This window comes from Paraburkholderia sp. (genome assembly GCF_050742655.1).
Classification (GTDB): domain Bacteria; phylum Pseudomonadota; class Gammaproteobacteria; order Burkholderiales; family Burkholderiaceae; genus Paraburkholderia.
This window is the reverse complement of record NZ_JBOIGG010000019.1, coordinates 1-25,461: the sequence shown is the minus strand read 5'-3', so window position 1 is coordinate 25,461 and position 25,461 is coordinate 1. Positions and strand designations below refer to the sequence as shown.

Sequence of the window (25,461 nt, the reverse complement as noted above, 5' to 3'; positions counted from 1 at the left end):
GAGATGGCAATCGAAACTGTGTTCAAACGTCGAGCCCGAGCTGCGCGAGCACCTGACGGCGCAGCGCAACCAGTTTCGGGTCGTCGCGATGACGCGGATACGGCGCGTCGTTGCGCACTTCGGCAACGATCCGCGCCGGGCGTTCGCTGAACACGATCACGCGGTCCGCAACGACGAGCGCTTCCTCGACGTCGTGCGTGACGAACAGCACCGAGAAGCGCGCGGCCTGCCACAGACGCACCAGTTCGCCCTGCATCCGCAGACGCGTCAGCGAGTCGAGCTTGCCGAACGGTTCGTCGAGCACGAGCAGCGCCGGATCGTTGACGAGCGCACGCGCAAGCGCCGCGCGCTGCGTCATGCCGCCCGACAGTTGATGCGGGTACGCATCCGCGAATTCAGTCAGGCCGACGAGCGCGAGCGCGGCGTCGATCCGTTCGTCGATGCTGCGCGGATCGTGTGCGGCACTGTCGGGCCTCGCACGGCGCGCGCGCCGCTGCGCTTCGGGACCGAGCCCGACGTTGCGGCGCACGGTGCGCCACGGGTACAGCGTCGGGTCCTGAAACACGACGACACGCGACGGATCGGGTCCGTCGATCGGCATGCCATCCGCGAGCAGCGTGCCTCGCGTCGGCTTGTCGAGGCCCGCGACGAGTCGCAGCAACGTCGACTTGCCGCAGCCGCTCGGTCCAAGCAGCGCGACAAACTCACCGGGCTCGACTGCGAGATCGACGTCGTCGAGCACGTCGAGCGCGGCGCCGCGCAACGCGAAGCGATGACTGACGTGCCGCACGTCGATGCGTGCACCTGTGCGTGTCGCTGCAGCGACCTGATGTACAACCGACGGCGTCACCATTTCAGCACTCCCTTTTGCCACGCGAGCAGCCGGTCGCGCAGACGGAACAGCAGCGTGATCAGCCCCGAGCACATCAGCGCCATCACGAGCAACGCGGCATACATGTTCGAGTACGCGGCCCAGCCCTGGGCCCACTGCAGATACCAGCCGAGCCCCGCCTTCACGCCCATCATCTCCGCGACGATCAGCACCGAGAACGACGCGCCGAGTCCCATGAACAGGCCGACGAACACCGAAGGTAACGCCGCCGGAATCGCGACGCGCAGGATCAGGAAACCGGGACGCGCACCGAGCGTGCGCGCGACGTCGTAGTACGCGGCGTTCACACCTGCAACGCCCGACCATGTCAGCACCGCGACCGGGAACGCAGTCGCGAGCGCGATCAGGAATACGCTCGCGCTGAAGCTCGACGGAAAGAAGAAAAACGCGAGCGGCAGCCATGCGGTCGCGGGCAACGGTCCGATCAGCCGCAGCACCGGATGCAGCCAGTACCCAACCGCGCGCGACCAGCCGATGCTCACGCCGGCGACGAAGCCCGTCACCGCGCCGATCGCATAGCCGTACGCGAGCAACCCCAGCGAATGCACGACGCTCGACGACAGCCGCGGAAAATCGTCGAAGAACACCGCGATCAATGCCTGCGGTGGTGCGAAGAACGGACGCGGCAACCATTCGAGCTTGGCGGTCGCCACTTCCCACGCGGCGATGGCCAGCGCCAGCGCGAGCAGCCATGGTGCGGAGGCGAGCCATGCATCGATGCGTGCGTAGCGGCGCTGCGCGAAATGTTCCGCGTCGTCAGAAGCCGATCTCGCCGACGTGAACCAGCCCGCCAGCCCGATCGCCGCAGCGAGCGCGGCGAACACGAGCTTCAACACGAGCAGCTCCTGCGTGTACGGCCAGTCGTCGAGATTCGGCCACCATTGCGTGAGCGCGGCACTGCCGAGCCACGCAACTACGGCCAGCACGGCGACCAGCACGCGGCGCGCCGCGACGCGCGGCAACGCGAACGGTCGCAGCGCGACGACGGCGGAATCGAAAGATTCGGATTGAGTAGACATGGCGGTCGACGCGCGGTTAGCCCGCGACGAGTTGAGTGTCGGAAATGGCCTGCACGTCGATGCGGCGCGGCAGGATCGCGTCGCGATACGCGCTGTCGGCGACCTTCTGCAGCGTTGCGATGTCGGCGTTGCCGACGAAGTGCTGCCTCAGCGATGCGCGCGCGGTAATCTGCTTCGCCGCCTCGAGCGGCGCACGCGTCAGCGATGCGTAGATCTGCGCATACGCATCGGGGTTCGCGAGCGCCCAGTCGCCCGCGCGCTGCAAACGCCGCAGCACGTCGACGATCGCGGCGCGCTTGTGCGGGTCCGCCGCAGCGGCGCCCGACGCAGTGATGAAGCCGAGCCCGCTATTGATGCCGGTGCCGTCGCGCAGCACGCGTGCGCCGCGCTGCACCGCGATCCCGTAGTACGGATCGAACGTCGCCCAGACTTCGATCGCACCGGATGCGAACGCGGCGAACGCATCGACCGGCAGCACGAAGCGCACGTTCACGTCGTTGCGCGTCAGCCCCGCTTCGGTGAGCGCGCCGTAGAGCTGGAACTGCGAAATGCTGCCGCGCGCCGACGAGATGAACACCGTGCGGCCCTTCAGGTCGGCGACGCGGCGTAGGGTTGAATGCTCCGGCACGAGGATGCCCAGTTGCTTGCCGGAGCCGACGCGCGTCGCGACGATCTTCAGCGTCGGATCGCCGACCGCCGCCGCGAGCACCGGCAGATCGCCGGCCGGCGCGAGATCGACTGCGCCCGAGCGCTGCGCTTCGAACAGCGGCGCGGCGCCCTGGAAGTTGGCCCAGCGGAAGGCATACGGGGTACCGTCGAGCACTTTCGCCGCTTCGACGAGCGCGCGCGTGCCACCCGCCTGATCGCCGAGCACGAGCGTGACCGATGCGAGGTCTTGCGTGTTTGTTGTGGCGCTAGCGGCGTGTGCCGCATCGATGCTCAACGCGCCGAATGCGGCCGCGACCGGCGCGGCGCCGAAGAGACGTAGCGCGCGGCGGCGTGCAGGTAGAAAGTCTGAATCGGAGACGGCCATAGGTCCTCGCGTGCAATGTCATCGCACAGAGTAGCGACCCGTCCGGCCGTTGAGAATTATCCAATTCCGATATGTTTATGCCGCTCTAATATTTATGCTTTGCATTTTTGGCGGTGTTCGTGGGAGCGTCGGTATTGCTGTTCTGCAAGAGAACGGTATTAGCAGGATTGAAGGGCACGGAATTGACTGGACCGCCGGGAAAGCTCTGATTCAAACGAATGCCTCGGCGGTCGGCACGTGGCAATGCGCACCGGGGGAGCACCGTTACGCGACAATGAGTGGCTCTTGACAACCCGCAAGGGACTGACGGTGTTCCCGGTTCCGGTCGTTCAACGTGGGATTTTTGTGGATTCCAGCCGCCAGCAGTCCGCATGGGATGCGGCCTACCCGATGGCAACGTACTTAGTCATCGGCACGCAAGATAATTCCAGTCCGCGCGCAGTACGGTAGGTCGAAACCGAATCGCCCGACCAACCACAATGACGATAGAACGGTGCCGCGTTCAGCGTGGCATCGAGTTGCATCGAGGCAAGTCCGTGATCGCGAGCCAACGCTTCAAGTAATTGCAGCATCTTGCGTCCAATACCGCGCCCCATGTGAGACGGCCGGGTGAAGATGGCGTCCACCTGCCCGTTCGCGACGGTAAGCATCCCTGTACCGACGACCAGTCCGTCGTCGACCGCAACGTAAAGGTCGCGGTCGACGACGCTGGCCCATTTGTCAGTCGGCGAGCCACCGACCCATACCAACAGGGAATCTTCGGGGTAGTATCCGGCGCACGCAGCAAGCACCGAGGTTTTGCGGATATCCCATGCGTCAGGCGCGTCGCTGTAACTCGCTTTTCGTATCGTCAGCATGCCGCGCTCCTCGGCGCGATCGGCCAAGTCGAGACGTCGGTAAGACTCAGAAGATCGGAAACGCGTACTGTGTCATGCATGCAATCACTCCTATTGCGTCAATACAATTCGGAGCGACTGAAAAACACACGGCCCCGTCATGACTGGCGGGGCCGTTGAAGAAATCTATGTGCGATGTATGAACGTCACGATTCCCACGACTCGCCAGTGGTGGTCATGGTGCACATCATGAAATTTTGCGCGTCGTAGTTCATGAGAACATGATTGGCGTTCTATAGCGGAGCTGTCAATAGCGATCTGGAAATTGTCAACGATACAGGCAGTCGCCGTGAGCGTCTCAAACTGGCAGCCGCTTGCTGCCGGACACGGCAGGCTCTTGGCGACCCACAGGAGCCATTCGATTTTCTCCATAGGGGACGTTAGTGAACCGCTTGTCCAGGTATCTGCGTACTCATTTCACCGGGACCGTTCGTGCCACCCTGCTCGGGCGTCGGCCCGTATCCCGCCGCGGCCGCCTTGCGACGCCATTCGAGTGCCTGGACGGGGTCACGCTCGACGCCCAACCCGCCCTGATATGCCTGGCCCATGTTGAACATTGCCTCAGGGTTGCCCTGTTCGGCGGCCTTGCGAAACCACGCGGTCGCCTGACCGTAATCGATCGCGACACCGCGGCCAAGCGCGTAGCACTTTGCGACGTAGACTTCGGCGCGCACGTCGCCCAGCGCAGCGGCCTTCGATAGCCACGCAAACCCTTTGGCGTCGTCCTGTGCGACGCCGAGTCCGAACAGGTAGTCGCTGCCTAACACTAGCATCCCGATCACATCGCCTTGTTCGGCCGATTTCCTCATCCACATCGCTGCGGCGCCAGGATCGTGTTCGACGCCGGTACCCGTCTGATATGCGAGGCCAAGATTATTCTGTGCGTCTGCGTTGCCCTGTTCGGCTGCCTTGCGAAACCACGTGGCAGCCCGTACGTCATCCTTTGCGGTGCCACGACCAGCCTTATAAAGCGCTGCGAGATAGTCTTCAGCGAGCGCGTTGCCCTGCTCAGCGCTCTTCGCGAACCAGCGGAACGCTTCGGCGTCGTCTTGAGCAACGCCCTGTCCCTTCACGTAGCAGTAGCCAAGCAACATCATCCCCTCGGCATCGCTCTGGTCCGCGGCCTTGCGGTACCAGACCACCGCCGCGACCGGGTCGCGCTCGACGCCGATTCCGTTTTTGTAGCGAGTGCCTAATTGCCGCTGCGCGACTACATCGCCCTGGATTGCGGCCGACTTCAACCAGCCCGTCGCGAGCGCGTCGTCGTGCGGCACGCCGATACCCTGGTCATACATGATGGCGAGATTCCTTTGCGCGGCTATCTCGCCACTGAGCGCCGCCTGGGTGAACAGAGTGGCGGCCCGTGCATCGTCGTGTGCGACGCCCAAACCTTTCAGGTAGAGGTATCCGAGACCCGTTTGCGCTTTCGCATACCCACCCTGCGCGGACAGCATCAACCATTGTGCGGCGGTCGCCGAATCCTGCGACACGCCGATCCCGCGTTGATAATGGTCGCCGATCTGGAACTGGGCCGGTGCGTAGGCCTGCGCTGCCGCGCTCCGAAACCACTCGAGTGCACGATCGACATCGTGTGGCAGCCCGTTCGTTCCAGTGTCATAGAACACGCCGAGGTTGTACTGCGCCGGCGCGTACCCGCCCTGCGCGGACTTCGTCATCCATTGCACCGCCAATGCGGTGTCCTGGGGCACGCCAAGCCCTTTCAGGTACGCGTAGCCGAGATGATTTTGCGCGCGTGCATAGCCTTGATCGGCAGCCTTCCGATACCACTGTGCGGCGGTGACATTGTCTCGTGGGATGCTGAGGCCGCCCTGATACAGCCAGCCAAGATCGTCTTCGGCCTCCGGGTGACCTTGCTCGGCCGCCGCTCGAATCGCGTGTACGCGAACGTCATCGGCGTCGAGCCGCGTAATGTCGTCCGCCTGACTCGGATCGCCGCGCGTGGCGTCGACGATCGCGGCGAACGGCTCGGGCGAGGGCACGACCGATTCGGATGCGGCGAACAATCTGGTTGCAATCAGCACCATACCAATCGCACTAAACCCAAGAATCCCCCTGTGCCACACCACTGATGCGTTCATACGCGGACCCCTTCGCGCCTGTATTTCTCGTAGTTCTAGTGGCTCTGTGTGACACGCCGCACGCGCAGATGTGCGTAGGCGCGTTTGCTTTGTTCTAACGATTCCAGTGCGCGGAAGCATGGCGGACCTAGCGCGCAGTTACTAATCCATTATATGACCCTCGGTCGAATGCCCGCAGGACTGATTGCCGACGATTCAAGGCAGTTCGTCTAACGACCGCTCCTCGCCGACTACTGCGCGACACAGTGCGGACGGCGACCCGAACTGGCCACGTAGTCTAGCGACAGGGCACGCCGCGCTCAGAGGAAGTTCCTGATCAGTATCGTCACCCACCGCCAGGCACCGCCGCAGCCGGCGGCCCGGCAGCGCGCATCGGGATCCGCCAGAAGGCGGCCATTGGCGTCGCTCACCGAACTTGAGTTGCGCAGGAAGTACGCCACGCTGTCTTGCAAGGGATCGAGCCCGTCCTCAGGGATATCTATCCACAGGCCGTTTTCGGTATTCAAGCGGGCCGACAGCGAATCGAAATTGAAACTGCCGAGATAATATCGATGGCCGTCGATGAGGACCAGCTTGGCGTGCATCATGCGGTTCTCCAGGTCGGAATATTCGCGCACCTCGATCCCGGCATTCACCAGGCCGGGCAGATCGTCGGCATAGGCGCGCCCGACTGCGGGGAATTCCTGCGTGATGCTCGCCAGCGAGGCGCTCACCAGGATCACGTGGACACCTTCGCGCCGCTTGCGCTCAAGCGCCTCGCGCAGTTCCGGCACCAGGATCAGGTAGGGGTTGATGATCAGGATCTCGTGCTGCGCCGTATCGAACGCTTGCAGCATGTCCTGCAACGTGCCTGGCGAGCGCTTGTCGGGCCAGTCGTGGACATAGCGCAGGCGCTCGCAGGCGATCGGCATCCAGGCAGGATCAAAATCCGCCCCGGAAGCGGGCGGAGCGGCGGGATCATTGGGCGTATCGGAGGCAGTGGGTGTATCGGTAGCGGCCAGGTCCGGCGCCCGGGCTGCAGCGTCGAGCGGAGCCAGCAGCCATTCGCGCCAATAATGGATGCGCGCCGGGTCCAGCGTCGCATCACCCTGCGAGACACGATAAGGACTTGCGACCTTGAGGAATTTTTCCGGCTCGGGGCGAACCACTTCCGGGCTATTCCAGAACAAGGCGAAATGCTGGTACATGGCGTGCAGGGAGGAAGCATCCTGGCCGGCGTTGCCCGACACCATCAGATCGCGCTCGCTGAGCCAGTTGCGGAAGCTCTCATCCCAGATCGAGGTACTGCCGATCACGGCCGTGTCGCCAACCAGGAACAGCTTGTCGTGCATGCGATGCGAAATCTCGACGAGATCTGATCGCGGATGGAAGATTCGCAGTTCGATGCCGGGAGCCACCTCGTGCAGGGCGACGATGAACTCGTCCTCGAACGGGAAGTGCGGCTCGGGGCCGATGCCGTCGATCAGCAGCTTGACCGGCACGCCTCGGCGCGCGGCCTTGACCAGATGACGCAACAGCAGGCCGCCGGTCTGATCGATTTCGAAGATGTAGGCGAGGATGCGGATCTGCCCGGTAGGCGTGGCACGGTCGACCAGCGCAATCCGCGACTGCAGCAACTGACCGTCGTCAAGACTGGCGACCAGGTCGACACATTGCGCGTGGCCGTGCTGAGAAAAGGCAAACACGCATGCCAGAATGAGCACCAGGCTTCTCGTTGTGGTCATGATGTGGCGAACTGGTTCGATGTGCGCTACGTCCTTGAAGGCCTGGAAGGCTTTGTCGCGTTAGCGCGGTCAAATAGCTCGCTGTTACTTCGAGAAGGTGAACAGAACGGCGAGCCCGAGATAGTTACCGTGGACAAGAGCGGCGCGAATCTGGCTGCACTTTAAGCACGCAGTGGACAGGACATCGGCGCAGTTGAAAGAATGGCTTTCCAGAATGTCCGATTGTCGCCGATTTATGAGCACTGTTCCAACGACCACTCATGGCCGGCTACTGACGCATGTGACCGGCGCGAGCCCAGCCCATCGAGGGAATTCCCAATTCTGCGAGACAGCGGTGGCGTCGCGACTACGTAGCAGTGGCAGCCACGACAGGTTGGTAGTAACCGGTAACGTCCGGTAAAAGAATCTGGACGTTCTCGAGTCCAACGTTCCGCATGTGATTCGCTACCTCCTTCGGAGTGATAGCCCGGTAGCGACCAACAAAGTGATATGACTGCCAGTTGCCGTCGCTCATGGCACGAGTAATAAAAAGATGAACGGTGTACCGTCGCTCGTCATGCCAATCCCATACTTGATGAACGATGCGCCGCAGACCGTTATCCATGAACATCATCGGGGGCGTTCCACCAGGCCTTTCGACCATCAGCTTGCCGTAGTCGCGCAAGCTGACAAGAACTCTCCCGCCAGGACGCAGACATCTGCGCATGGCGTTGAAAGCTTGAGCCACTTCATCGTCGCTATCGAGATGCGGGACGGCGTTATCCAACGCGATTGTGGCGCCGTATTGTCCTGATTCACAGGTGGCAAGAATCCGCATGTCGTCAACGCGAAACGGAATGCTGAGCCCTCGAACAGCGGCCTCCCTGGATGCACGCTGGACTTCGAGCCTGGACAAGTCTGTGCCCTCAACATCGTATCCCACCCGAGCAAGCCCCAACGCTTGTGTCCCGATCCCGCAGGCGCAGTCGAGGACTGTCCCTGTCTTTTCGGGAGACGGCAGAAGCTGCGCGAGAACAACACTCTGACGCGATATAGCTCTTTCCCAATCGTCGAAAATCAAGTGATAGGAAGACGCCAGGCTGTCGTAAAAGCTATCCGTTGGAGTATTCATGGCGAGTGAGTTCACCTGGAAGCGAATGGACGTTCGGATTGTCGATGATCTATACGTTGCTGGACCGTCTCTTTACGGCCGTTCAGCCGTTCCCCGGCCCTGGCGAGAGCATCGTCTATGTCCTCACACGTCACGACGTTCCACAGTCCGCACCGCGAAGTTGCGAGAAGCATCCGGATGCGGCGCGCCGACCGAATCGCGCATCGTCACCGTGACCGGAAACTCGCGCTCGATTTCGCTCGCCGTGCCATAGCACTGGTTCAGCAGCCAGCGCACCGCGTTGCGCGTGAGTTCGAGCGTCGGGATGTGCACCGACGTCAGCGCGGGCGCCGTGTACGGCGTCGAATAGTCGTCGTCGTAGCCAATCACCGACACGTCGCCAGGCACCGACAGCCCCGCTCGTTGCAGGCACGAGAGCGCACTCACCGCCATCGAATCGTTGGCGCAAAACAGGCCGGTAAATGGCTGGTTCATCGCGAGCAACTGCTGCATCGCGCGATAGCCGCCTTCCTGCGAGAAGTCCGACTCGATCATCGTGACCTCGTCGCGCGAGATGTCCGCGCGCTCGAGTTCCGCAAAGAAACCGCCGAGCCGGATCAGGTTGTCCGATGAACTCGATGGGCCCGCGATCACCGCGATCTCGCGATGGCCCGCATCGAGCAGCGTGCGCGCGGCCAGTTCGCCTCCGAGCCAATGGTCCGCGCAGAACGACGCTTCGGGAAGCTGGTCGAACGCGCGGTTCAGGAACACCATTTTCGGGTGCAGCGCGTGCAGCATGATCAGGTCTTCGTCGTGCAGATCATGGCTCATCACGACAACGCCATCGCAGTCGCGATCGATCAGGAAGCGTACCGCTTCGATCGCCTGCTCACGCGGCGACGACTCGCCACAGCCGGTCGCGACGACGACGTGACGATTCACGTCGCGCGTTTCCGTGTCCGTCTGCTTGAGGATAGTGCCGTAGTACGAGCCGAAGAAGGTCGGCACGAAGATGCCGATGATGCCGAGCGAGCGCGTCGCCATCGCGCGGCCGATCGACGACGGCCGGAAGTTCAGCTCGGCGATCGCGGCGTGCACGCGCGCGGCCGCATCGGCCGACACTGGGCCCTTGCCTGAGATCGCACGCGATGCCGTGGAAAGCCCGACCCCCGCGCGTTGCGCCACGTCTTTCAGCGTTGCCACACCGTCTCCCCCGAGAAGGCTGCCCGCCGCCGTGCGACGCGCTACAGGCGCGCGCCGCTCCCTTCGTCGAACAGCGAAATATGCGCGTCGCCGAGTGAGAACGCCACCGTGTCGCCTTCCGCGACCGGCGTCTTGTCCTGATCGATCGACGCAATCTGCACGCCATGATAATCGAGCCACACGACCCGATGATTACCCATCGGTTCAACGAGGGTCACTGTGCCCTGCGTGTGGCCGTTCGCGTGGCCGTTCGCGTTCCCATTCATCGCGTCGCGCGAACCGATGTGCACGTCTTCCGCCCGCACGCCGAGCACACAAGGCACGTCCGCCGCCGTGGGCTCGCGCACGAAGCGATAAGCGGACACGTCGAGATCGAGTTGCGGCGTACTAAAGCGCACGCGCTCACCATCGCGTTGCAGCCGTCCCTGCAGCAGATTCATCGCCGGCGAACCGAGAAACGTCGCGACAAACAGGTTGTCGGGTCGCGCGTAGACGTCGGCGGGCGTGCCGAACTGCTGGATCACGCCGCCGCGCATCACGGCCATCCGCGTCGCGAGCGTCATCGCCTCGACCTGGTCGTGCGTCACGTAGATCATCGTTGCGCCGAGCCGCTGATGCAGTTGCTTGAGTTCGCGGCGCAGTTCGGTGCGCAGCTTCGCGTCGAGATTCGACAGCGGCTCGTCGAACAGGAACACGTCCGCCTCGCGCACGATCGCACGGCCAATCGCGACACGCTGCCGCTGGCCGCCCGACAGCTGCGCCGGCTTGCGCCGGAGCAGCGGCCCGAGTTGCAGCATCTCCGATGCGCGGTTCACGCGCCGCTCGATCTCCGCTTTCGGCGTGCCGTTGATGCGCAACGCGAACGACAGATTGCGCTCGACGCTCATCGTCGGGTACAGCGCATACGACTGGAACACCAGCGCGATCCCGCGGTCCTTCGGATCGGCCCATGTCATGTCCTCGCCTCCGATCTCGATGCTGCCGTCCGTTACGTCGATCAGCCCGGCGATGCTGTGCAGCAGCGTCGACTTGCCGCAGCCCGACGGTCCGAGCAGCACGACGAATTCGCCTGCCTGCACGTCGAGATCGAGTGTGTCGATGACCGTGTTCGCCCCGAGCTGGATCTTCAGGTTGCGGATCGAGACGTTCGCTACGTTGCCCATGCCTATCCCTATCCCTTGACTGCGCCCGAAGCGATGCCGCGTACGAACCAGCGCCCCGAAATGAAGTAGATCGCGAGCGGCACCATCGACGTAAGAATGGTGGCCGCCATGTTGACGTTGTACAGACGCTCGCCAGTGGTCGTGTTGATGATGTTGTTCAACTGCACCGTCATCGGCAGGTTCTTCGTGCCGGCAAAGACGAGGCCGAGAATGAAGTCGTTCCAGATGCCGGTCACCTGCATGATCAGCGCGACGACGATAATCGGCGTCGACATCGGCAGCATCAGTTGCACGAAGATGCGCCAGAAGCCGCCGCCGTCAATGCGCGCAGCCTTGAACAGTTCGAGCGGAATCGACGCGTAGTAATTGCGGAACAGCAGCGTCATCACCGGCATTCCGAAGATCGTGTGAATGAGCACGATGCCTGGCAGCGAGCTGAACAGATGCACGCTGGCCAGCAAACGCACGAGTGGGTACACCATCACCTGCACCGGAATGAACGCGCCCATCAGCAGCACGGCGAACAGCACGCCCGCGCCGCGCGGACGCCAGAACGACAGCGCATAGCCGTTGACCGCGCCGATCAGGATCGACACGATCGTGCTCGGCACGACGATGCGCACCGAGTTCCAGAAGCCGACGCGAATGCCGTTGCAGTCGAGCCCCGTGCACGCGGACTGCCACGCGTCGCGCCACGGGTCGAGCGTGAAATGCACGGGTAGCGCGAGCAGGTTGCCGAGGCGGATTTCGGTCATCGGTTTGACCGACGTGACGAGCATCACGTAGAGCGGCAGCAGGAAGAACAGCGCGGCGATCAACAGGAAGCCGTACACGCCGGCGCGCGCGGGCGTGAAGCGTGAGCGGCGACGCGAACGGCGACGACCTTGCACGTGCTCCTGCGCGGCAGACGGCACGGTCGATTCGGACGACGAAAAAGAAGGCGGTGAAGCGCTCATCAAACATCCTTCCGCAAGGCTGCGCGGCTACGCGCGTAGAAAATCGGCGCGAGGATCGCGAGCACGGTGGCGAGCAGCACGATCGAGGCCGCCGACGCGAGGCCGATGTTCGCGCGGCCGAACAGGTAGTCCATGATGAACTTCGCCGGCACTTCGCTCGCGGTGCCTGGACCGCCCTGCGTCATCGCGACGACCGCGTCGTACAGCTTCACGACCATCACGAACAGCAGCACGAACGCGGTGGACATCGACGGCCCGAGCATCGGGATGACGATGCTCATGTACACACGCCAGCGCGGAATGCCATCGATGCGCGCGGCTTTCCACAGTTCGTCGTCGATACCGCGCAGGCCCGCGAGCAGCAGCGCCATCACGAGCCCGGACGCCTGCCACACGGTCGCGATCACGAGCGTGTAGATCACGAAGTCCTGACTGACGATCCAGTCGAAGCGCGCGTGCTCGAAGCCGAGCCGGTGCAGCACCTGCTGCACGCCCAGTTCCGGATTGAGAATCCACTGCCACACGAGGCCGGTCGCGACGAACGACATCGCGTACGGATACAGGAACACTGTGCGCAGCGCGCCTTCGGCGGCGACGCGCTGGTCGATGAAGATCGCGAGCAATAGCCCGATCATGATGCACGCGACGATGAAGCACGCGCCGTACACGACGATGTTCTGCAGCGACACGAGCCAGCGGTCGTTCTGAAACAGCCGCACGTACTGCGTGACACCCGCAAAGCCGCCGGACGGGAACGTGCGCGAAAAGCTCATCGACACGCGCGCCGTCCATAGCATCGTGCCGAGGTACGCGAACAGCACCGTCACCACCATCGGCAACAGCGCGCCCCACGCGGCCCACGACACGCGCCGGCCAGGTGGCGGTTTGCGCAGCCTCGGTGGACGGCGCAGCGGGATCGAGGCTGTCGACATCGCGCGGCTCAGCTCTTCAACGCGCTGGCGAAGGCCTTTTGCGCGTCGTCGACCGACTGGTTCTTGTTCCAGAAGTTCGTGATCACGTCGATCAGCGCACCCTGCAGGTCGGGCGGAATCAGCATTTCGGGGTTAGGCAACTGACGCGACTTGTCTTTCATGATTTCCATGCCTTCCTTCGCGCAGATGTCGAGGCTGCTCGCATCGACGTCGGGCCGGATCGGAATCGAACCCTTGCGCGCGCTGAACGCGACCTGCGCGGCCGGCGACGTCATCACGGTCGCGAGCAGTTGCTGCGCCTTCACCGCGTTCGCGTTGTCGGTCTTCGGGAACACGAACACGTCGCCCGCGACCATGTACGGCGAATGCGGACCGAAGCCCGGGAAGCAGCCGAAGTCCTTGCCCGCCACCTGATGCGCCGCCGAGAACTCGCCCTTCGCCCAGTCGCCCATGATCTGCACGCCGGCCTTGCCCGAGATGACGAGCGCGGTCGCGTCGTTCCAGTTACGCCCCGGCGAACCCGGATCGACGTAGTTGTGCAGACGCTTGAAGGTGGTCAGCACGTTCTTGAACGCCGCCGACTTCACTGCGTTCGCATCGCGATCGCGATACACCTTCAGGTACAGATCCGTGCCGCCGACATCCGCGAACACCGCGTCGAACGTGATCTTTTCCTGCCACGCCTGGCCGCCGAGCGCGAGCGGAATCAGGCCTGCGGCCTTCAGCTTGTCGAGGTCGGTGAACAGTTCGTCGAAGGTTTGCGGCTCACGCGCAATGCCGGCCTTCTGAAACGCCGGCTTCGAATAGAAGAACCAGCTCTGCATGTGGATGTCGACCGGTGCCGCGTAGAAATGGCCGTTCGACTTGATGCTGTCGAGAATCGACTGCGGGAAGATCGCGTTCCAGTTTTCCTTCGTCGCGACCGGATCGATGTTGTTCAACAGACCCTGATCGATCAGGTCGTGAAACTGCTTCGACGTGTTGAACTGCGCGGCGGTGGGTGGATCTCCGCCGACGATGCGGTTGATCGCCGTCGCGCGCGCCTGGTCGGCGCCGGCGATCGCGTTGTCGACCCACAGGCCACCTGCCTTGTTGTACGCATCGGCGAACTGGCGGATCGCCGCCGATTCGCCGCCCGAGGTCCACCAGTGGATCACGGTCGCCTTCAACGGGTCTGCATGCGCCACGATGCCATGCAGCGCGAGTGCCGCGACGATCGCGCGGACGAATGTTCTTCTACCGTTCATTCCGTCTCCTCCAGGCTTGTGCGCCGGATTATCAGATCGACATCCCAACTGTTGAACCGGCTCAGGGGCGAGCGCGGCGCTCTGCGAGGAACTTCGCGATCAGTTCGGCGCTGCGTTTGATGGTGCGCTTCTGCGTATCGTAGTCGACATGGACGACACCGAAGCGGCGTTCGTAGCCATACGACCATTCGAAGTTGTCCAGCAGCGACCACACGAAATAGCCGCGGATGTCGACGCCCGCCTTCACGGCCGCATCGACGGCCGCGAGATGGCGCTTCAGGAACGCGATGCGCTGCGCATCGTCGACGCCGCAGTTGACGACTGCATCATCAGACGCCATGCCGTTTTCGGTGATGTAGATCGGCGGCAGGTTGTCATAGGTCTGGTGAAAGCCGATCAGCAGATCGCGCAGACCGTCCGGGTTGACTTCCCAACCCATCTGCGTGCGCTCGACGCCTTCGAGCGGTACTTCGGTGAAGCCGTGCGCGCCGTCGCTCACGACGTTCGTGCGGAAGTAGTAGTTGATGCCGAGGAAATCGAGCGGCGCGGAGATCGCGCGCAGATCGCCGGGTAGCACGAGCGGTTCGGTGCCGGGCCACAACTCGAACAGGTCCTCCGGATATTCGCCCTTCAGCAGCGGATCGAGAATCCATGCGTTGTGCTGCACCTCGAACAGATGCGCGGCGCGCCGATCCGCCGCGCTCGACAAATTCGTCGTGCCACGGCCGACGTTCGCGACGATGCCCTTCTGCGACTGCGGATCGTTCGCGCGCAGCACCGGCATCGCGAGACCGTGCCCGAGCAGCAGGTGGTGCATGGCCTGTGTTGCGTAGCGGCCGTTCGTGAGACCCGGTGCGTGACGGCCCTCGGCATAGCCGAGATACGCGGAGCACCACGGCTCGTTCAGCGTCATCCACGCGTCGACCCGACCCGAGAGTTCGCGGCTCATCAGGTCCGCGTAATCGGCGAAGCGGTACGCGGTGTCGCGATTCAACCAGCCGCCGCGATCTTCCAGATGCTGCGGCAAGTCCCAGTGATACAGCGTGACGTATGTCTTCAGCCCCTTCTCCTTCAGACGGTCGAGCAGCCGCTTGTAGAAGTCGAGCCCTTTCGTATTCGGCCGCCCGGCTTCGTCCATCACACGCGGCCATGCGGTCGAAAGACGGTACGCCTCGAAGTTCAGCTGCGTCAGCAGATCGAAGTCGCCTTGCCAGCGATGATAGTGATCGCATGCGACCGCGCCGGTGTCGCCGGCGAGTGTCTTGCCGGGCGTCGCGGAGAACGTGTCCCAGATCGACGGCAAGCGGCCGTCCTCGTGGATCGCGCCTTCGATCTGATAGGCAGCGGTCGCCGCACCGAGCAGAAAGTCCTTGCGCCACAGCACGGAGTCGGCGGACGGTGTGAAGGGATCGGCGTGTGGGTCGGCATGTGAAGCGGCCTGCGTGCCGACGGGAGATTCTGCGGGGAAAGCGGTTGCGTCGTGTGCCACGGGTGCTCCTGGGCGAAGTCGTGGAAACGTCATCGCATACGGCAACGGATGACGCGGTCGGGCGTTGAAGTAGCTTCGAAGTGGAAGCGCTTCCACAAAGACGGTCAACGATAGCAGCGGCGAATTCGACGCATCAATCAGGGTTTGTCTGGATAGGGAGCCGGGCGGGCGGAATGCGGTCCGTCGGACTGCCCGGTGAGGTGGGTCTGGCGGAGGTCGGCACGCGTTTGCCGCCGATCGTCAGTCAAAGCGTATCCGCTGCCGTCCACTAATTGGGCCTTCGCGAGCGAGGTCCTTCTATTCCCATTCGTGAAGCAATGCGAACCCGTCGTCATGGTGCTAGCGCATTTCGGCCCGGAGTTCGCGCACGCCGCGACCGAGCCTTCGGCGCAACAAGGTCCGCAAGGTCGCCGGGTCTGCATAGCCGACCTCGCTCGCGATTTTCTCGAGGTCATAGCCGATCGACACGAGGTGCTGTGCCCGTTCGATCCGCAGGTCCTGAAAGAACGCGAGCGGCGACTTGCCGAGCACGGCCTCGGTACGACGCTGCAATGTGCGCGTCCCGACGGCGAGTGCGCTCGCCGCGTCCTGAAGCGAAAACCCGCGAGAGAGATTGGCGCGTGCCCATCGCTCGAATTGGGCGATCAACGGGTCGGCGTGCGCGAGATGATCCGGGATGATGTACGCGGCCTGCGACGAACGCTTGTCGATGAGCATGAAGCGCGCGACGAGCGCGGCGAGTTCGGGACTGCTTTGCCGCAGCAGCCAGAGCGCGAGGTCGAGATGGCCCATCATCGCGCCCGCTGTCACGACGCGACCCGACGCGACGAGCATGCGTGAATCGTCGAGTTTGACCGCCGGGTAGCGTTGCCGAAAAAACGGCGCCAGCGACCACGTCGTGGTTGCCTCGCCTTGATCGAGGAGCCCGGCTTCGGCGAGCACGAAGGTACCGATACACGCCGCCGCGATGCCGACACCATCGGCATGCCATGTGCGGAGGTGCGCCATCGCGTCGCGGACGTCGCGCCGTTCCAGCGCCTCGATCAGACGCTCCGGCTGTTTGGCATTGAGCGCCGGGACCACCACCCAGTCGGGCTGATGGACGCTGCTCGCCGGTTCGACCGGCGTGGAGAATCCGAGTGCGGTACGGATGCGTCTGCGCACGCCGATGAGCGTCACGTCGAACGGCGGTGAAGCGAACCCCTGCGCGGCGGCCAGTTCGTTGGCCGTCGAGAAGGTGTCGAGCAGCACCGTGACGCCTGTGTCGAATGCGCCGTCGAGCGCGAGGATAGCCAGCCGCATGTCGCAAATGACTCCAATAATGTCATTTGCGACTATAGTCCGGGGGCGATGCAACGTCTAGACTGCGAAGCAATGCGGTCGTGCGGGTGCATGGGCCGAACCTTCAATTCGCAGGAGCGGGCAATGTCTGAAGTAGTAGCAAAAAAAGTGATCGACGGCGGGCATCCGCTGGACAAGGCCGTATGGAATGCGCTGACTGGTAAGCAGGCCCGCTTTGCGGTCGGGAACGATCGAGCGGTGCGGCTTCTGGCTTCAGCGGGCCCGTTTGCCGCGCTCGCCGATTCCAGTTCTGAATCCTTCGACGCGTTGCGTCTGCTGATTAGCGAACAAGGTCCGGCTGCGTTGACGACGCCGGACGAAGTCACGCTTCCTTCCGAATTCTCCGTCGTTCGACACGCGGCGTTGCTGCAAATGATCTGGCAACGCGAGCCCGAGCAGACCGCATGGGAGCACGTGAGGCTCGTCGAGCGCGACGTGCCCGACATGCTCGCGCTGACCGCTGCAACGCAGCCTGGTCCGTTTGGGCCGCGCACGATCGAACTCGGCAACTATATCGGTGTGCGCAAGCAGGGCAAGCTCGCAGCGATGGCCGGCGAGCGTATAAGACTCGACGGCTATACCGAGATCAGCGCGGTCTGCGTGGACCCCGCGTTTCGCGGACAAGGTCACGCGGTCGGGCTGATGAGACTGTTGATCGCAGCGATCTGCGCACGCGGCGAGACGCCGTTCCTGCATGTGCTTGCGTCGAACGAGGGCGCGATTGCGATCTATCGGAAGATGGGGTTTGTCGAGCGGCGGCAGATGCGGCTTACGGTGGTGGATGTGGTGAAGGCGTGATTCGGGCCTCACAAGGGTTACCGACCGGAGGGAGCGCCGCCTGTGCTCTTCCCGGCGAATCCTTCCCTGACGATGGCGATCACGAAGTAAGCGAACTTCAGTCGCACGTCGGCATTGACGAGGTTGTATCCCGCGTCCACCGCGAGTTTGAGGTAAGGGTCGAGACGGTACGCACTTCCTGCGCCGAGCCCTTGAGTCCTCCCTCGACCGAATCGACGATCTGGAGAATTTCCGTTTTCACCGCATTGAGATCCGAAGTTTCCGCTGCACCCGCTCGCTGTGCCGTTTCGTACAGTTGGGTGGCTGCGGTTGCCAATGCAGGCGTCGGGTCCAGGCTATGTTGCGGGTCCAGTTTTCTCGCGGCGGTCAGCAGATTCTCGAGCATGATGTTCTCCGTGAGCAATGGACGGCAGGCCGCCCTGTTTATTCGCTGCGGCACTTCAGTGGGACGCGCCAGCGAATAGCCCTACGTTATCGACGCAACCGCGCATGGGAAATCGACCCTATGTCACGCTGGAGTGCAGGGTTGTTTTTCACGGGTGAGTGGGTAAGCGATGGTCGCATTGAGCGAGCATCTTGTATTCTTCGTGCAGGTGGGAGGATCTCAACTTAAAGGGCTATGCGTTGGCCCGGTTGGTGCAACGAAAATACAAATGCCTCAAGGAGCGTTCATGAAACTGTCTCCCGGAAAGACAGAGACCTGGGAAGTAGTGTCGATCGTGTGTATCGCCGTATGCGAATGGATCTTCGCTTTTATCCTTACGATCTGCGTTGTGATGAGCAATGACCATCTGAGCCCGGCACTCATGATCTCCTTCTCGACGCCGATGAATTCCATTCGCACAGTATTTCTTGTCTCGGTGCTGGTTATCACATGGGTGAGCGCATATTCGCTAATGCGCGGAGGTCGCTGGTCGCGGCTTTATACGACGGCACTCGGATTATTTTTACTGGCGACCGGATTGCAAAACTATTCGTCGGGCAACGGGCCACTGAGCGTTCTGCTGGGCGGAGATTCTTTAGGTCGCACATCCAGTCTCGTTTTTGCGATCGTGTCGGCAATCGTGCTCGCGTTGCTCGCGATCCTGGCGATACGTCGGCGCGGGATCTGATGGCCCAAGAGAACCGCTGCGGATCGTAGAAGAACCGAACGCCCATGCTGCCATTTCCGGTGGCTGCCTCGTTGAAACTCCGTCATGAACGCACGACCGTCTTTCCGGGCCTGCGTGTTTTCCTTCCGCATGAATCCAACCCCGCAGACCATTCACCCAGGCGTCGCCGCAAACGACACCGTACGCCGCCCTTCCGTGACGAGTCGAAACTGTTCATTGAGCCCATCGGCGGTATCCGCGATGTGCACTTACGATGCGCTGTAGATCGCGGGAGCGTGCCGCTCCATGATCCTCTCGGGGTGCGTGGGCGCTTCGAAACCGAACGGGCGATACACGTGATGTGCATCGCTGGTGACGAGCATGAAGCGCCGCAGTCCCTGTAACGCGTCGCACTCGACGATGTGCTTCACGAGCGCATTCGCATAACCGCGCGACCGGTAGGCGGGCAGCACGAACACGTCGCACAGATAGGCGAAGGTCGCGCGGTCGGTGACGACGCGCGCGAAACCGGCCTGCGCATCGCCGACATACGCGCCAAAGCACAGCGAGTTTTCGATCGAGCGCTCGAAGGTCGCGCGCGGTAGGCCCTTCGCCCACGGCGTTTCTTCGCGCAGAAATGTGTAGACGAGATCGAGGTCGAGTTCGCGCGGATCGTTCGAGATCCGCAATGCGGTGTGTACCATGCACCTCTCCGGTCGCGCGTTCGTGGAAGGGAGGATAAGGAAAGCGGCGCGCGATGCAGCGGGGATTTTACGTCGGCTCCGGCCGTGATGCGATGCTGCGAGCGCTGCGTGCACAACCTGGTCCGCGATCGCTGCTATCACTCGCGCGAACATCGCGTGCCCGTGCGCGCGTAGCACATCGATCAGGCCTGTGTGTCACTCACGCAGCAGCGCCGATTCGCGTACAGTCCGCGTTTTTTGATAACGTCACGAAATCTGCATGACCGCGGCCACATCGCTGCCGCCATGCAAAAGCCCCCGTCGGGCGCGTTTCCTGCGGATTCAGCCGAGCGAATCCGGCAGCACGCATCGTGCAGCACCCGACCAGGCCCAACAGGTTGTCGCTTTTCATCAGGTCGTTTCCATGGCTCCACAAAGACCGTCCCCGCCGACCCGTGTTTTTCCCGCAGGCACACCAGGCGTCCACGGCCTGACGACGGTGATCACCACCGTCGTCGTCGTGTGCGGGTTGTATTTTGGCCGCGCGGTGCTGATGCCGATCACCCTCGCGGTATTGCTCAGTTTTCTGCTCGCGCCGCTCGTCGGTGTATTGCGGCGGCTGCGCTTCGGCCCGTTGCCATCGATCTTCGTCGCGGTGTTGACCGCGCTCGTCGCACTGCTCGCCGTCAGCACGCTGATCGGTGCGCAGATCGCGCAGCTCGCGGGCGCGCTGCCGCAGTACCAGGAGGCGATCGAAGAAAAGGTGCAGACGGTGCAGGAAAAAACCGTCGGGCGCGCCGATGCGTTGCTGACTCGCGCCGCTTCCGCCCTGCAGCGCGTCGCCCCCACACGGCCACCGCACGAATCCGGTCGATCGCAGCGGCCAAGCGCTGCAGCACCGTTGCCGGTGGAGGTGCACGAGCCGATGCCGTCGCCGCTGCAGTTGACGCAGCGTGTGTTCTCGCCGGTCGTCGGGCCGCTCGAAACGATGTTCATCGTGCTCGTCGTGACGATCTTCATCCTGCTGCAACGCGAGGATCTGCGCGACCGGCTGATCCGGCTGTTCGGCTCGCGCGACCTGCATCGCACGACGACCGCGATCAACGATGCCGCGACCCGGCTGAGCCGCTACTTCGTCGCGCAGCTCGGCGTGAATCTCGGCACGGGCGCGGTGATTTCGATCGGTCTTGCGATCATCGGCGTGCCGGGCGCACTGCTGTTCGGCGTGCTGACCGCGCTGCTGCGTTTCGTGCCGTACATCGGCACGTGGATCGCCGCGATCCTCGCGACGATTCTCGCCGCCGCGATCCAGCCGCAATGGACGATGGGGGTCTGCACGCTGATCCTGTTCGTCGTGGTCGACGTGGTCGCGGGGCAGATCGTCGAGCCGTTGCTGTACGGTCATCGCTCAGGGCTGTCGCCGCTCGCGGTGGTGGTTGCGGCGATCTTCTGGAGCTGGCTGTGGGGGCCGATCGGCCTCGTGCTGTCGACGCCGCTCACGCTGTGTCTCGTCACGCTCGGCCGCTACGCGGACCGGCTGAAGTTCATCGCCGTGCTGCTTGGCGACCAGCCGGCGCTCACGCCCGCACAAACTTTTTACCAGCGCCTGCTCGCAGACGACCCGCACGAGGCAATCGATCAGGCCGAGCGGTTGCTGCGCGATCTGCCGCTGATCGACTACTACGACGACGTCGCGCGCGAAGGCTTGCGGCTCGCGCGCAACGACACGTTGCGCGGTGTGTTTTCGCCGGAGCAGCTTGCGCGGATGAACGAGCACCTGCTCGACATCGTCGAGAACATGGAGGACATCGACGGCGCACCGGACGAGCGCCTGCGCACCGAAATGGCCGGTGCATTGCATACGGGCGCGGCAGCGCTGAGCGCCGTGCCGGCCGGTTCATCGTCCGAACGCGCGCCCGAACGCATGGCCGATCTCGCGACACTGATCGCGCCCGCGCGCGGCAAGGCCGTGCTGTGCGTCTCGGGACGCGGCGCATTTGACGAAGTGGCGGTCGCGATTGCCGTCCAGTTGCTCGCGCGCTTCGGGATGGCGCCGGTCGCCGCGAGCTACGAGCAGTTTCGCAAGAGCCAGGGCGACGCGAAAGCACCCAGCGATGCCGCGGTGGTCTGCGTGCTCACGCTCGATGCCGCCGAAGCGCCGCTCTACCTTCGCAATCTGCTGCGGCGCGTACACGAACGCGCGCCATCCGCGACGCTGATCCTCGGTATCGGCGGACCGACCGAGAATCCGTCGGGCGAAGCGGTAGGCAGCGATGCGCGTGGCGCCGCGACGTTTCGCGATCTCGTCGGGCTGTGCCTGCTCGCCGGTGGAGCGGCATCGGCGGCCGCGGCGGTTTCGTCTACGTCATGACGGCGCTCACAGTGCAGCGAAAAAGCGCCGCGCCCCGCCGCTCCGGTCGCGACGGGTCGTAGCGAGCGGATCGTCCGGGCCTGATACGAGCTTCATACGGATCTCACGCAGTCGACGGCCCATGCGCCGCCGACTGCGCAAGCATGATAAGTTCGCAGGCACCCTTCCCGACCTTCGTTGAACCCCCGGAGAACGCCTGTGAATGCCGCTACCGCTATCGTCGCCATCCTCGCCGCGCTGATGCTCGGCGCGATGAGCCCCGGCCCCAGCTTCATCGTCGTCGCGCGCAACGCGATCGGCGTCTCGCGACGCGATGGACTCGCGAGCGCGGTCGGTATGGGGATCGGCGGGGTCTGCTTCGCGTGCGTCGCGCTGGTTGGTCTGTACACGCTGCTGGAAGCGGTCAGCTGGCTGTATGCGGGGCTGAAGATCGCCGGCGGTCTGTACCTCGTCTACCTCGCGGTGCGGATCTGGCGCGGCGCGACCGTGCCGCTCGCGGTGAACGGCATCGGGTCGGTCGGCAGCGGCAATCTGCGCCGGTCGCTGTGGCTCGGCCTGAGCACGCAGTTGAGTAACCCGAAGACGGCGATCGTCTACGGCAGCATCTTCGCTGCGCTGTTGCCGCAGCATCCGCCGATGTGGTGCTACGTCGTGCTGCCGCCCGCGGTGTTCACGATCGAGGCCGGCTGGTACACGATCGTCGCGCTGTGCTTTTCGAGCCGCCGGCCGCGCGAGCTGTACCTCGCGTCGAAAGCGTGGGTGGACCGCGCGGCCGCGACGGCAATTGCGGCGCTCGGTCTGCGGCTGATGTTCACGGCATTCCGGCGGGGGATCTAGCGGACGGGCGCGCGCCCATTGACACCCGCATCGGGAAAATTTCTTTGGTGCGGGGCATCGCGCGAGGCGGCCACCGCGGCTCGCTGGACTACGGGTGCAGCGAGCCGTGGTGGCCGCGGCACCGGAACTCGTCCTGCTCAGGACTTTTCCGCGTCCCCGCGACGGTTCGTCAGCGTTATCGCCGACAAGACCCTCGCGAGCCCGGTGTGCATCCGGTCGGAAGATTCGGCAAACTGCCATGCGAACAGGCCTGGTACGAAGATCAGCAGATCGCGGATGCGGCGAGCGCCTGCGAGCGCGAGACAGGTGGCCGGATCGAGTCCCAGCGCGCCGCCGATCAGGATAAAACCGCCTTCCTGCACACCGAGGCCGCCCGGGACGAAAAAGGCCGCGCTACTCACCGCCTGGATCAGCGACTCGATCACGACGGCTTCGACAAAGCTCACGTGCACGCCGAGGAAAAACAGCGCCACCCAGATTTCCAGCGCGGTCGCGAGGCACTGCACCGGCTGCCAGAAGAACAGATAGCGCAACACCACTCCGCGGCGGCGCCAGATCAGTTTGATGGCCTGGTCGATCTGCGCGGATTGACCGACGAGCGTGGCCAGCTTGCCGCTGGTCGCGTGGTTGAGCATCCGCGTGAGACGTTCGAACGGACTCGCGTGCTGTACCAGCGCAAACAGCACCAGCAACGGCGTGAGCGCCACGATACCCCACGCCAGATCGGCGGCGAGCCGCAGCGTGCCGGAGGCCGCGTGCGCGAACAGGAAGCCGATGCCGCCCATCGTGAACATCAACTGGCTGATCAGCGTGAGCTGCATGTCGACGACGAGGCTCGCGGCCGCGGTGGAACCGCGCAGTCCATGCCGCCGCATCAGTCGAAACGACACCACCTCGCCGCCGATACGCGCTACTGGCAGCATGCTGTTCACCGATTCGCGAATCCAGACCAGACGCAACATACCGATGAGATCCGGCCGCCTCGCCCCGCGGATCAAGGTCTGCCAGTCGCGCGCGTTTGCCAGCATCGGCAGCACGTGAACCAGACCGGCCAGTACCAGCCCTGCTCCGGCTGAACGCATCAGCCCGAGTACGGCGCCCGGGTTGTCGTGCAGAACCAGCCACAGCGATGCAACCAGACCCGCGAGCGCAGCAATGCGACCCAGATGTTTCGTCATGTCGGCCCCATTCGCCGCCGGCATGCGTAGTCTTCCGGAAAAATCTGCATGACCCGTTACTCGCCTTGAACTGGCGTCAGCAAGCCGTCGCTGTCCACCGTGAAGCTATAGCCCCGCCAGATCACCCGCGTCGAAAAATAGCTCGCCACGAAGATCGAAAACGACACGATATCCCACAACGGCAACAGCCACAGATCACGATACGGTTGTTGCAATACGCGATCGGACTGCAGTTTCAAGGCGAGCCGCGCGATCAGCGCCACCAGCGCGAACAGCCAGGCCCACGTCGCGCCGCCTGAAAACAGCAGCGTGAGCACGGCGAAGGGAAACGGATGGATGAGTGCGGAGCCCAGGTGGCCCACCGGATCGACTGTGCGAATGGTGCGGCTCCAGCGCAATTCATGCGCGATCAGCCTGGCCGCGCTCGTCTCCACGCACGCGTGCGATACCGCAAAGGGAGGAACGACGACCTTCTCGCCGATCATGCGTACCGCTTCGCCGATCGCATGATCTTCGGCGAGGTGGTGCACGAACTGTCCGAACCCGCCGATCTTCTCGAGCGTTTCGCGTCGCATCGCGATGGTCTGGCCGAAACACGGACGTGCCATGCCGAACGCGAGTCCCGTCAGCACGCCGGGCAAAAACTGGTAGTTGATCGCCTTCGCCGACAGGCGCGGCCAGAAACCCGGATCGGGCGTGCCGCGATACACGCACGTGACGAGACCCACGCCGGGTTTCTGCAGCTCGCCGATCACATTACGCAGATAGGTCGAACCCACGCTGACGTCGCTGTCGGCGAACACCAGCACATCGTGCTGCGCTTCGGGCAGCATATTGAGGATATTGCTCATCTTGCGGTTGGGGCCGTATAAACGCGCATCGGCCACCACCGTAATGTGAGCTTCGGGATAAAGACGCTTCAGTTCCTCGACGGTATGCAGCGCCGGATCTTCCGAACTGTGCACGCCGAACAGGAATTGCACGGGCCCAGGATAGTCCTGCTGGCAAAAACTCGACAGGTTGCCGAGCAAGGTCCACTCGTCGCCATGCAGCGGCTTGACGACGGTGACGGCGGGAAAACTCGAGGGCTCTGCAGGGCTGCGCGCAAAAAAACGCCGGACGAAGACACTGGCCAGCACCGTGTACACGATACCGAGCACAGTCCCTACTCCGCAAACGAAGGCGAGCCCCTCGACCAGCAGATGGACACCATTCAGCAACCCTTCGAAAGCGATCAGTCCGCTTGCGAACAGAAGACCGGCCAGGCACGCAAGCCACGCCGCGTATTTCATCGCGCGATCATGCCTCGTGCGCGCGCAGGAAGCGGAAGAACTCGACGCCTTCGCGCAGGCGCCGCTTCATCATCTCCCAGCTCGTGAGCATCTCGCGCACGATCTCCCAGATCTTCGACGGCCGGAA

Annotated in this window: 22 protein-coding genes and 1 pseudogene; 5 read left to right on the top strand and 18 right to left on the bottom strand. The window is 63.5% G+C overall.

The window, feature by feature from the left end; translation table 11 throughout:
- Window positions 1-22 precede the first annotated feature (22 nt).
- The 6 genes from ACREXZ_RS24105 to ACREXZ_RS24080 form a co-directional block, all read right to left on the bottom strand.
- Window positions 23-853, bottom strand: coding sequence for an ABC transporter ATP-binding protein (locus ACREXZ_RS24105; protein ID WP_431766632.1), 831 nt, complete (start codon window positions 851-853; stop codon window positions 23-25).
- Window positions 847-1,911 (bottom strand): ABC transporter permease, encoded by a 1,065-nt coding sequence (locus ACREXZ_RS24100; protein WP_431766631.1) that lies wholly within the window; start codon window positions 1,909-1,911, stop codon window positions 847-849. The genes ACREXZ_RS24105 and ACREXZ_RS24100 overlap by 7 nt, the downstream gene beginning before the upstream one ends.
- A 16-nt stretch (window positions 1,912-1,927) precedes the next feature.
- The gene (locus ACREXZ_RS24095) at window positions 1,928-2,944 is read right to left on the bottom strand and encodes an ABC transporter substrate-binding protein (RefSeq protein WP_431766630.1); all 1,017 of its coding nucleotides are present in this window, start codon (window positions 2,942-2,944) and stop codon (window positions 1,928-1,930) included.
- Window positions 2,945-3,327: 383 nt separating this feature from the next.
- Complete coding sequence (locus tag ACREXZ_RS24090) at window positions 3,328-3,801, bottom strand: GNAT family N-acetyltransferase (protein WP_431766724.1); 474 nt, start codon at window positions 3,799-3,801, stop codon at window positions 3,328-3,330.
- A gap of 419 nt (window positions 3,802-4,220) precedes the next feature.
- Window positions 4,221-5,939, bottom strand: a complete 1,719-nt coding sequence (locus ACREXZ_RS24085) for a tetratricopeptide repeat protein (protein ID WP_431766629.1) — start codon at window positions 5,937-5,939, stop codon at window positions 4,221-4,223.
- A 299-nt stretch (window positions 5,940-6,238) separates the two neighbouring features.
- Complete coding sequence (locus tag ACREXZ_RS24080; protein WP_431766628.1) at window positions 6,239-7,663, bottom strand: phospholipase D-like domain-containing protein; 1,425 nt, start codon at window positions 7,661-7,663, stop codon at window positions 6,239-6,241.
- A gap of 76 nt (window positions 7,664-7,739) precedes the next feature.
- Here ACREXZ_RS24080 and ACREXZ_RS24075 point away from each other — a divergent pair.
- A pseudogene (locus ACREXZ_RS24075) lies at window positions 7,740-7,825 on the top strand (IS6 family transposase); the annotation flags it as partial.
- A gap of 184 nt (window positions 7,826-8,009) precedes the next feature.
- Here the strand turns inward: ACREXZ_RS24075 and ACREXZ_RS24070 are convergent.
- From ACREXZ_RS24070 to ACREXZ_RS24035, 8 genes are all read right to left on the bottom strand, one after another.
- On the bottom strand, window positions 8,010-8,774 hold the full coding sequence (locus ACREXZ_RS24070; RefSeq protein ID WP_431766627.1) for a class I SAM-dependent methyltransferase: 765 nt from the start codon (window positions 8,772-8,774) through the stop codon (window positions 8,010-8,012).
- Window positions 8,775-8,897: 123 nt separating this feature from the next.
- The gene (locus tag ACREXZ_RS24065; RefSeq protein ID WP_431766626.1) at window positions 8,898-9,956 is read right to left on the bottom strand and encodes a LacI family DNA-binding transcriptional regulator; all 1,059 of its coding nucleotides are present in this window, start codon (window positions 9,954-9,956) and stop codon (window positions 8,898-8,900) included.
- Window positions 9,957-9,997: 41 nt separating this feature from the next.
- A complete protein-coding gene (locus ACREXZ_RS24060; RefSeq protein ID WP_431766625.1) occupies window positions 9,998-11,119 on the bottom strand; it encodes an ABC transporter ATP-binding protein in 1,122 nt (373 codons plus the stop codon).
- 8 nt (window positions 11,120-11,127) lie between these two features.
- A complete protein-coding gene (locus tag ACREXZ_RS24055; protein WP_431766624.1) occupies window positions 11,128-12,078 on the bottom strand; it encodes a carbohydrate ABC transporter permease in 951 nt (316 codons plus the stop codon).
- Window positions 12,075-13,007: a carbohydrate ABC transporter permease gene (locus ACREXZ_RS24050; RefSeq protein ID WP_431766623.1), complete on the bottom strand. Its 933-nt coding sequence runs from the start codon at window positions 13,005-13,007 to the stop codon at window positions 12,075-12,077. The genes ACREXZ_RS24055 and ACREXZ_RS24050 overlap by 4 nt, the downstream gene beginning before the upstream one ends.
- An 8-nt stretch (window positions 13,008-13,015) precedes the next feature.
- Entirely contained in the window at window positions 13,016-14,254 is a 1,239-nt protein-coding gene (locus ACREXZ_RS24045) for an ABC transporter substrate-binding protein (RefSeq protein WP_431766622.1), read from the bottom strand.
- 61 nt (window positions 14,255-14,315) lie between these two features.
- Window positions 14,316-15,743, bottom strand: coding sequence for a GH1 family beta-glucosidase (locus tag ACREXZ_RS24040; protein ID WP_431766621.1), 1,428 nt, complete (start codon window positions 15,741-15,743; stop codon window positions 14,316-14,318).
- Between the two features lie 339 nt (window positions 15,744-16,082).
- Entirely contained in the window at window positions 16,083-17,045 is a 963-nt protein-coding gene (locus tag ACREXZ_RS24035) for a GlxA family transcriptional regulator (protein WP_431766620.1), read from the bottom strand.
- A 123-nt stretch (window positions 17,046-17,168) separates the two neighbouring features.
- Here ACREXZ_RS24035 and ACREXZ_RS24030 point away from each other — a divergent pair, with 123 nt between their 5' ends.
- Window positions 17,169-17,882, top strand: coding sequence for a GNAT family N-acetyltransferase (locus tag ACREXZ_RS24030; RefSeq protein WP_431766619.1), 714 nt, complete (start codon window positions 17,169-17,171; stop codon window positions 17,880-17,882).
- 97 nt (window positions 17,883-17,979) lie between these two features.
- Here the strand turns inward: ACREXZ_RS24030 and ACREXZ_RS24025 are convergent, their stop codons facing one another.
- A complete protein-coding gene (locus ACREXZ_RS24025) occupies window positions 17,980-18,267 on the bottom strand; it encodes a hypothetical protein (protein ID WP_431766618.1) in 288 nt (95 codons plus the stop codon).
- A 286-nt stretch (window positions 18,268-18,553) separates the two neighbouring features.
- Here ACREXZ_RS24025 and ACREXZ_RS24020 point away from each other — a divergent pair, with 286 nt between their 5' ends.
- The gene (locus ACREXZ_RS24020) at window positions 18,554-18,994 is read left to right on the top strand and encodes a hypothetical protein (RefSeq protein WP_431766617.1); all 441 of its coding nucleotides are present in this window, start codon (window positions 18,554-18,556) and stop codon (window positions 18,992-18,994) included.
- Window positions 18,995-19,242: 248 nt separating this feature from the next.
- On the opposite strand, the gene ACREXZ_RS24015 is transcribed toward ACREXZ_RS24020, so the two are convergent.
- Window positions 19,243-19,677 (bottom strand): GNAT family N-acetyltransferase, encoded by a 435-nt coding sequence (locus tag ACREXZ_RS24015; RefSeq protein ID WP_431766616.1) that lies wholly within the window; start codon window positions 19,675-19,677, stop codon window positions 19,243-19,245.
- A 403-nt stretch (window positions 19,678-20,080) separates the two neighbouring features.
- On the opposite strand from ACREXZ_RS24015, the gene ACREXZ_RS24010 reads away from it, so the two are divergent.
- Together ACREXZ_RS24010 and ACREXZ_RS24005 are read left to right on the top strand one after the other, a co-directional pair.
- A complete protein-coding gene (locus ACREXZ_RS24010; RefSeq protein WP_431766615.1) occupies window positions 20,081-22,027 on the top strand; it encodes an AI-2E family transporter in 1,947 nt (648 codons plus the stop codon).
- A gap of 198 nt (window positions 22,028-22,225) precedes the next feature.
- Window positions 22,226-22,864 (top strand): LysE family translocator, encoded by a 639-nt coding sequence (locus ACREXZ_RS24005; RefSeq protein ID WP_431766614.1) that lies wholly within the window; start codon window positions 22,226-22,228, stop codon window positions 22,862-22,864.
- 137 nt (window positions 22,865-23,001) lie between these two features.
- On the opposite strand, the gene ACREXZ_RS24000 is transcribed toward ACREXZ_RS24005, so the two are convergent.
- Both ACREXZ_RS24000 and hpnI read right to left on the bottom strand, forming a co-directional pair.
- Window positions 23,002-24,042 (bottom strand): lysylphosphatidylglycerol synthase domain-containing protein, encoded by a 1,041-nt coding sequence (locus tag ACREXZ_RS24000; protein WP_431766613.1) that lies wholly within the window; start codon window positions 24,040-24,042, stop codon window positions 23,002-23,004.
- Between the two features lie 56 nt (window positions 24,043-24,098).
- Window positions 24,099-25,334 carry a bacteriohopanetetrol glucosamine biosynthesis glycosyltransferase HpnI gene (gene hpnI / locus ACREXZ_RS23995; protein WP_431766612.1) on the bottom strand — a complete coding sequence of 412 codons (1,236 nt, stop codon included), beginning with the start codon at window positions 25,332-25,334 and terminating at the stop codon, window positions 24,099-24,101.
- Window positions 25,335-25,461: the final 127 nt, after the last annotated feature.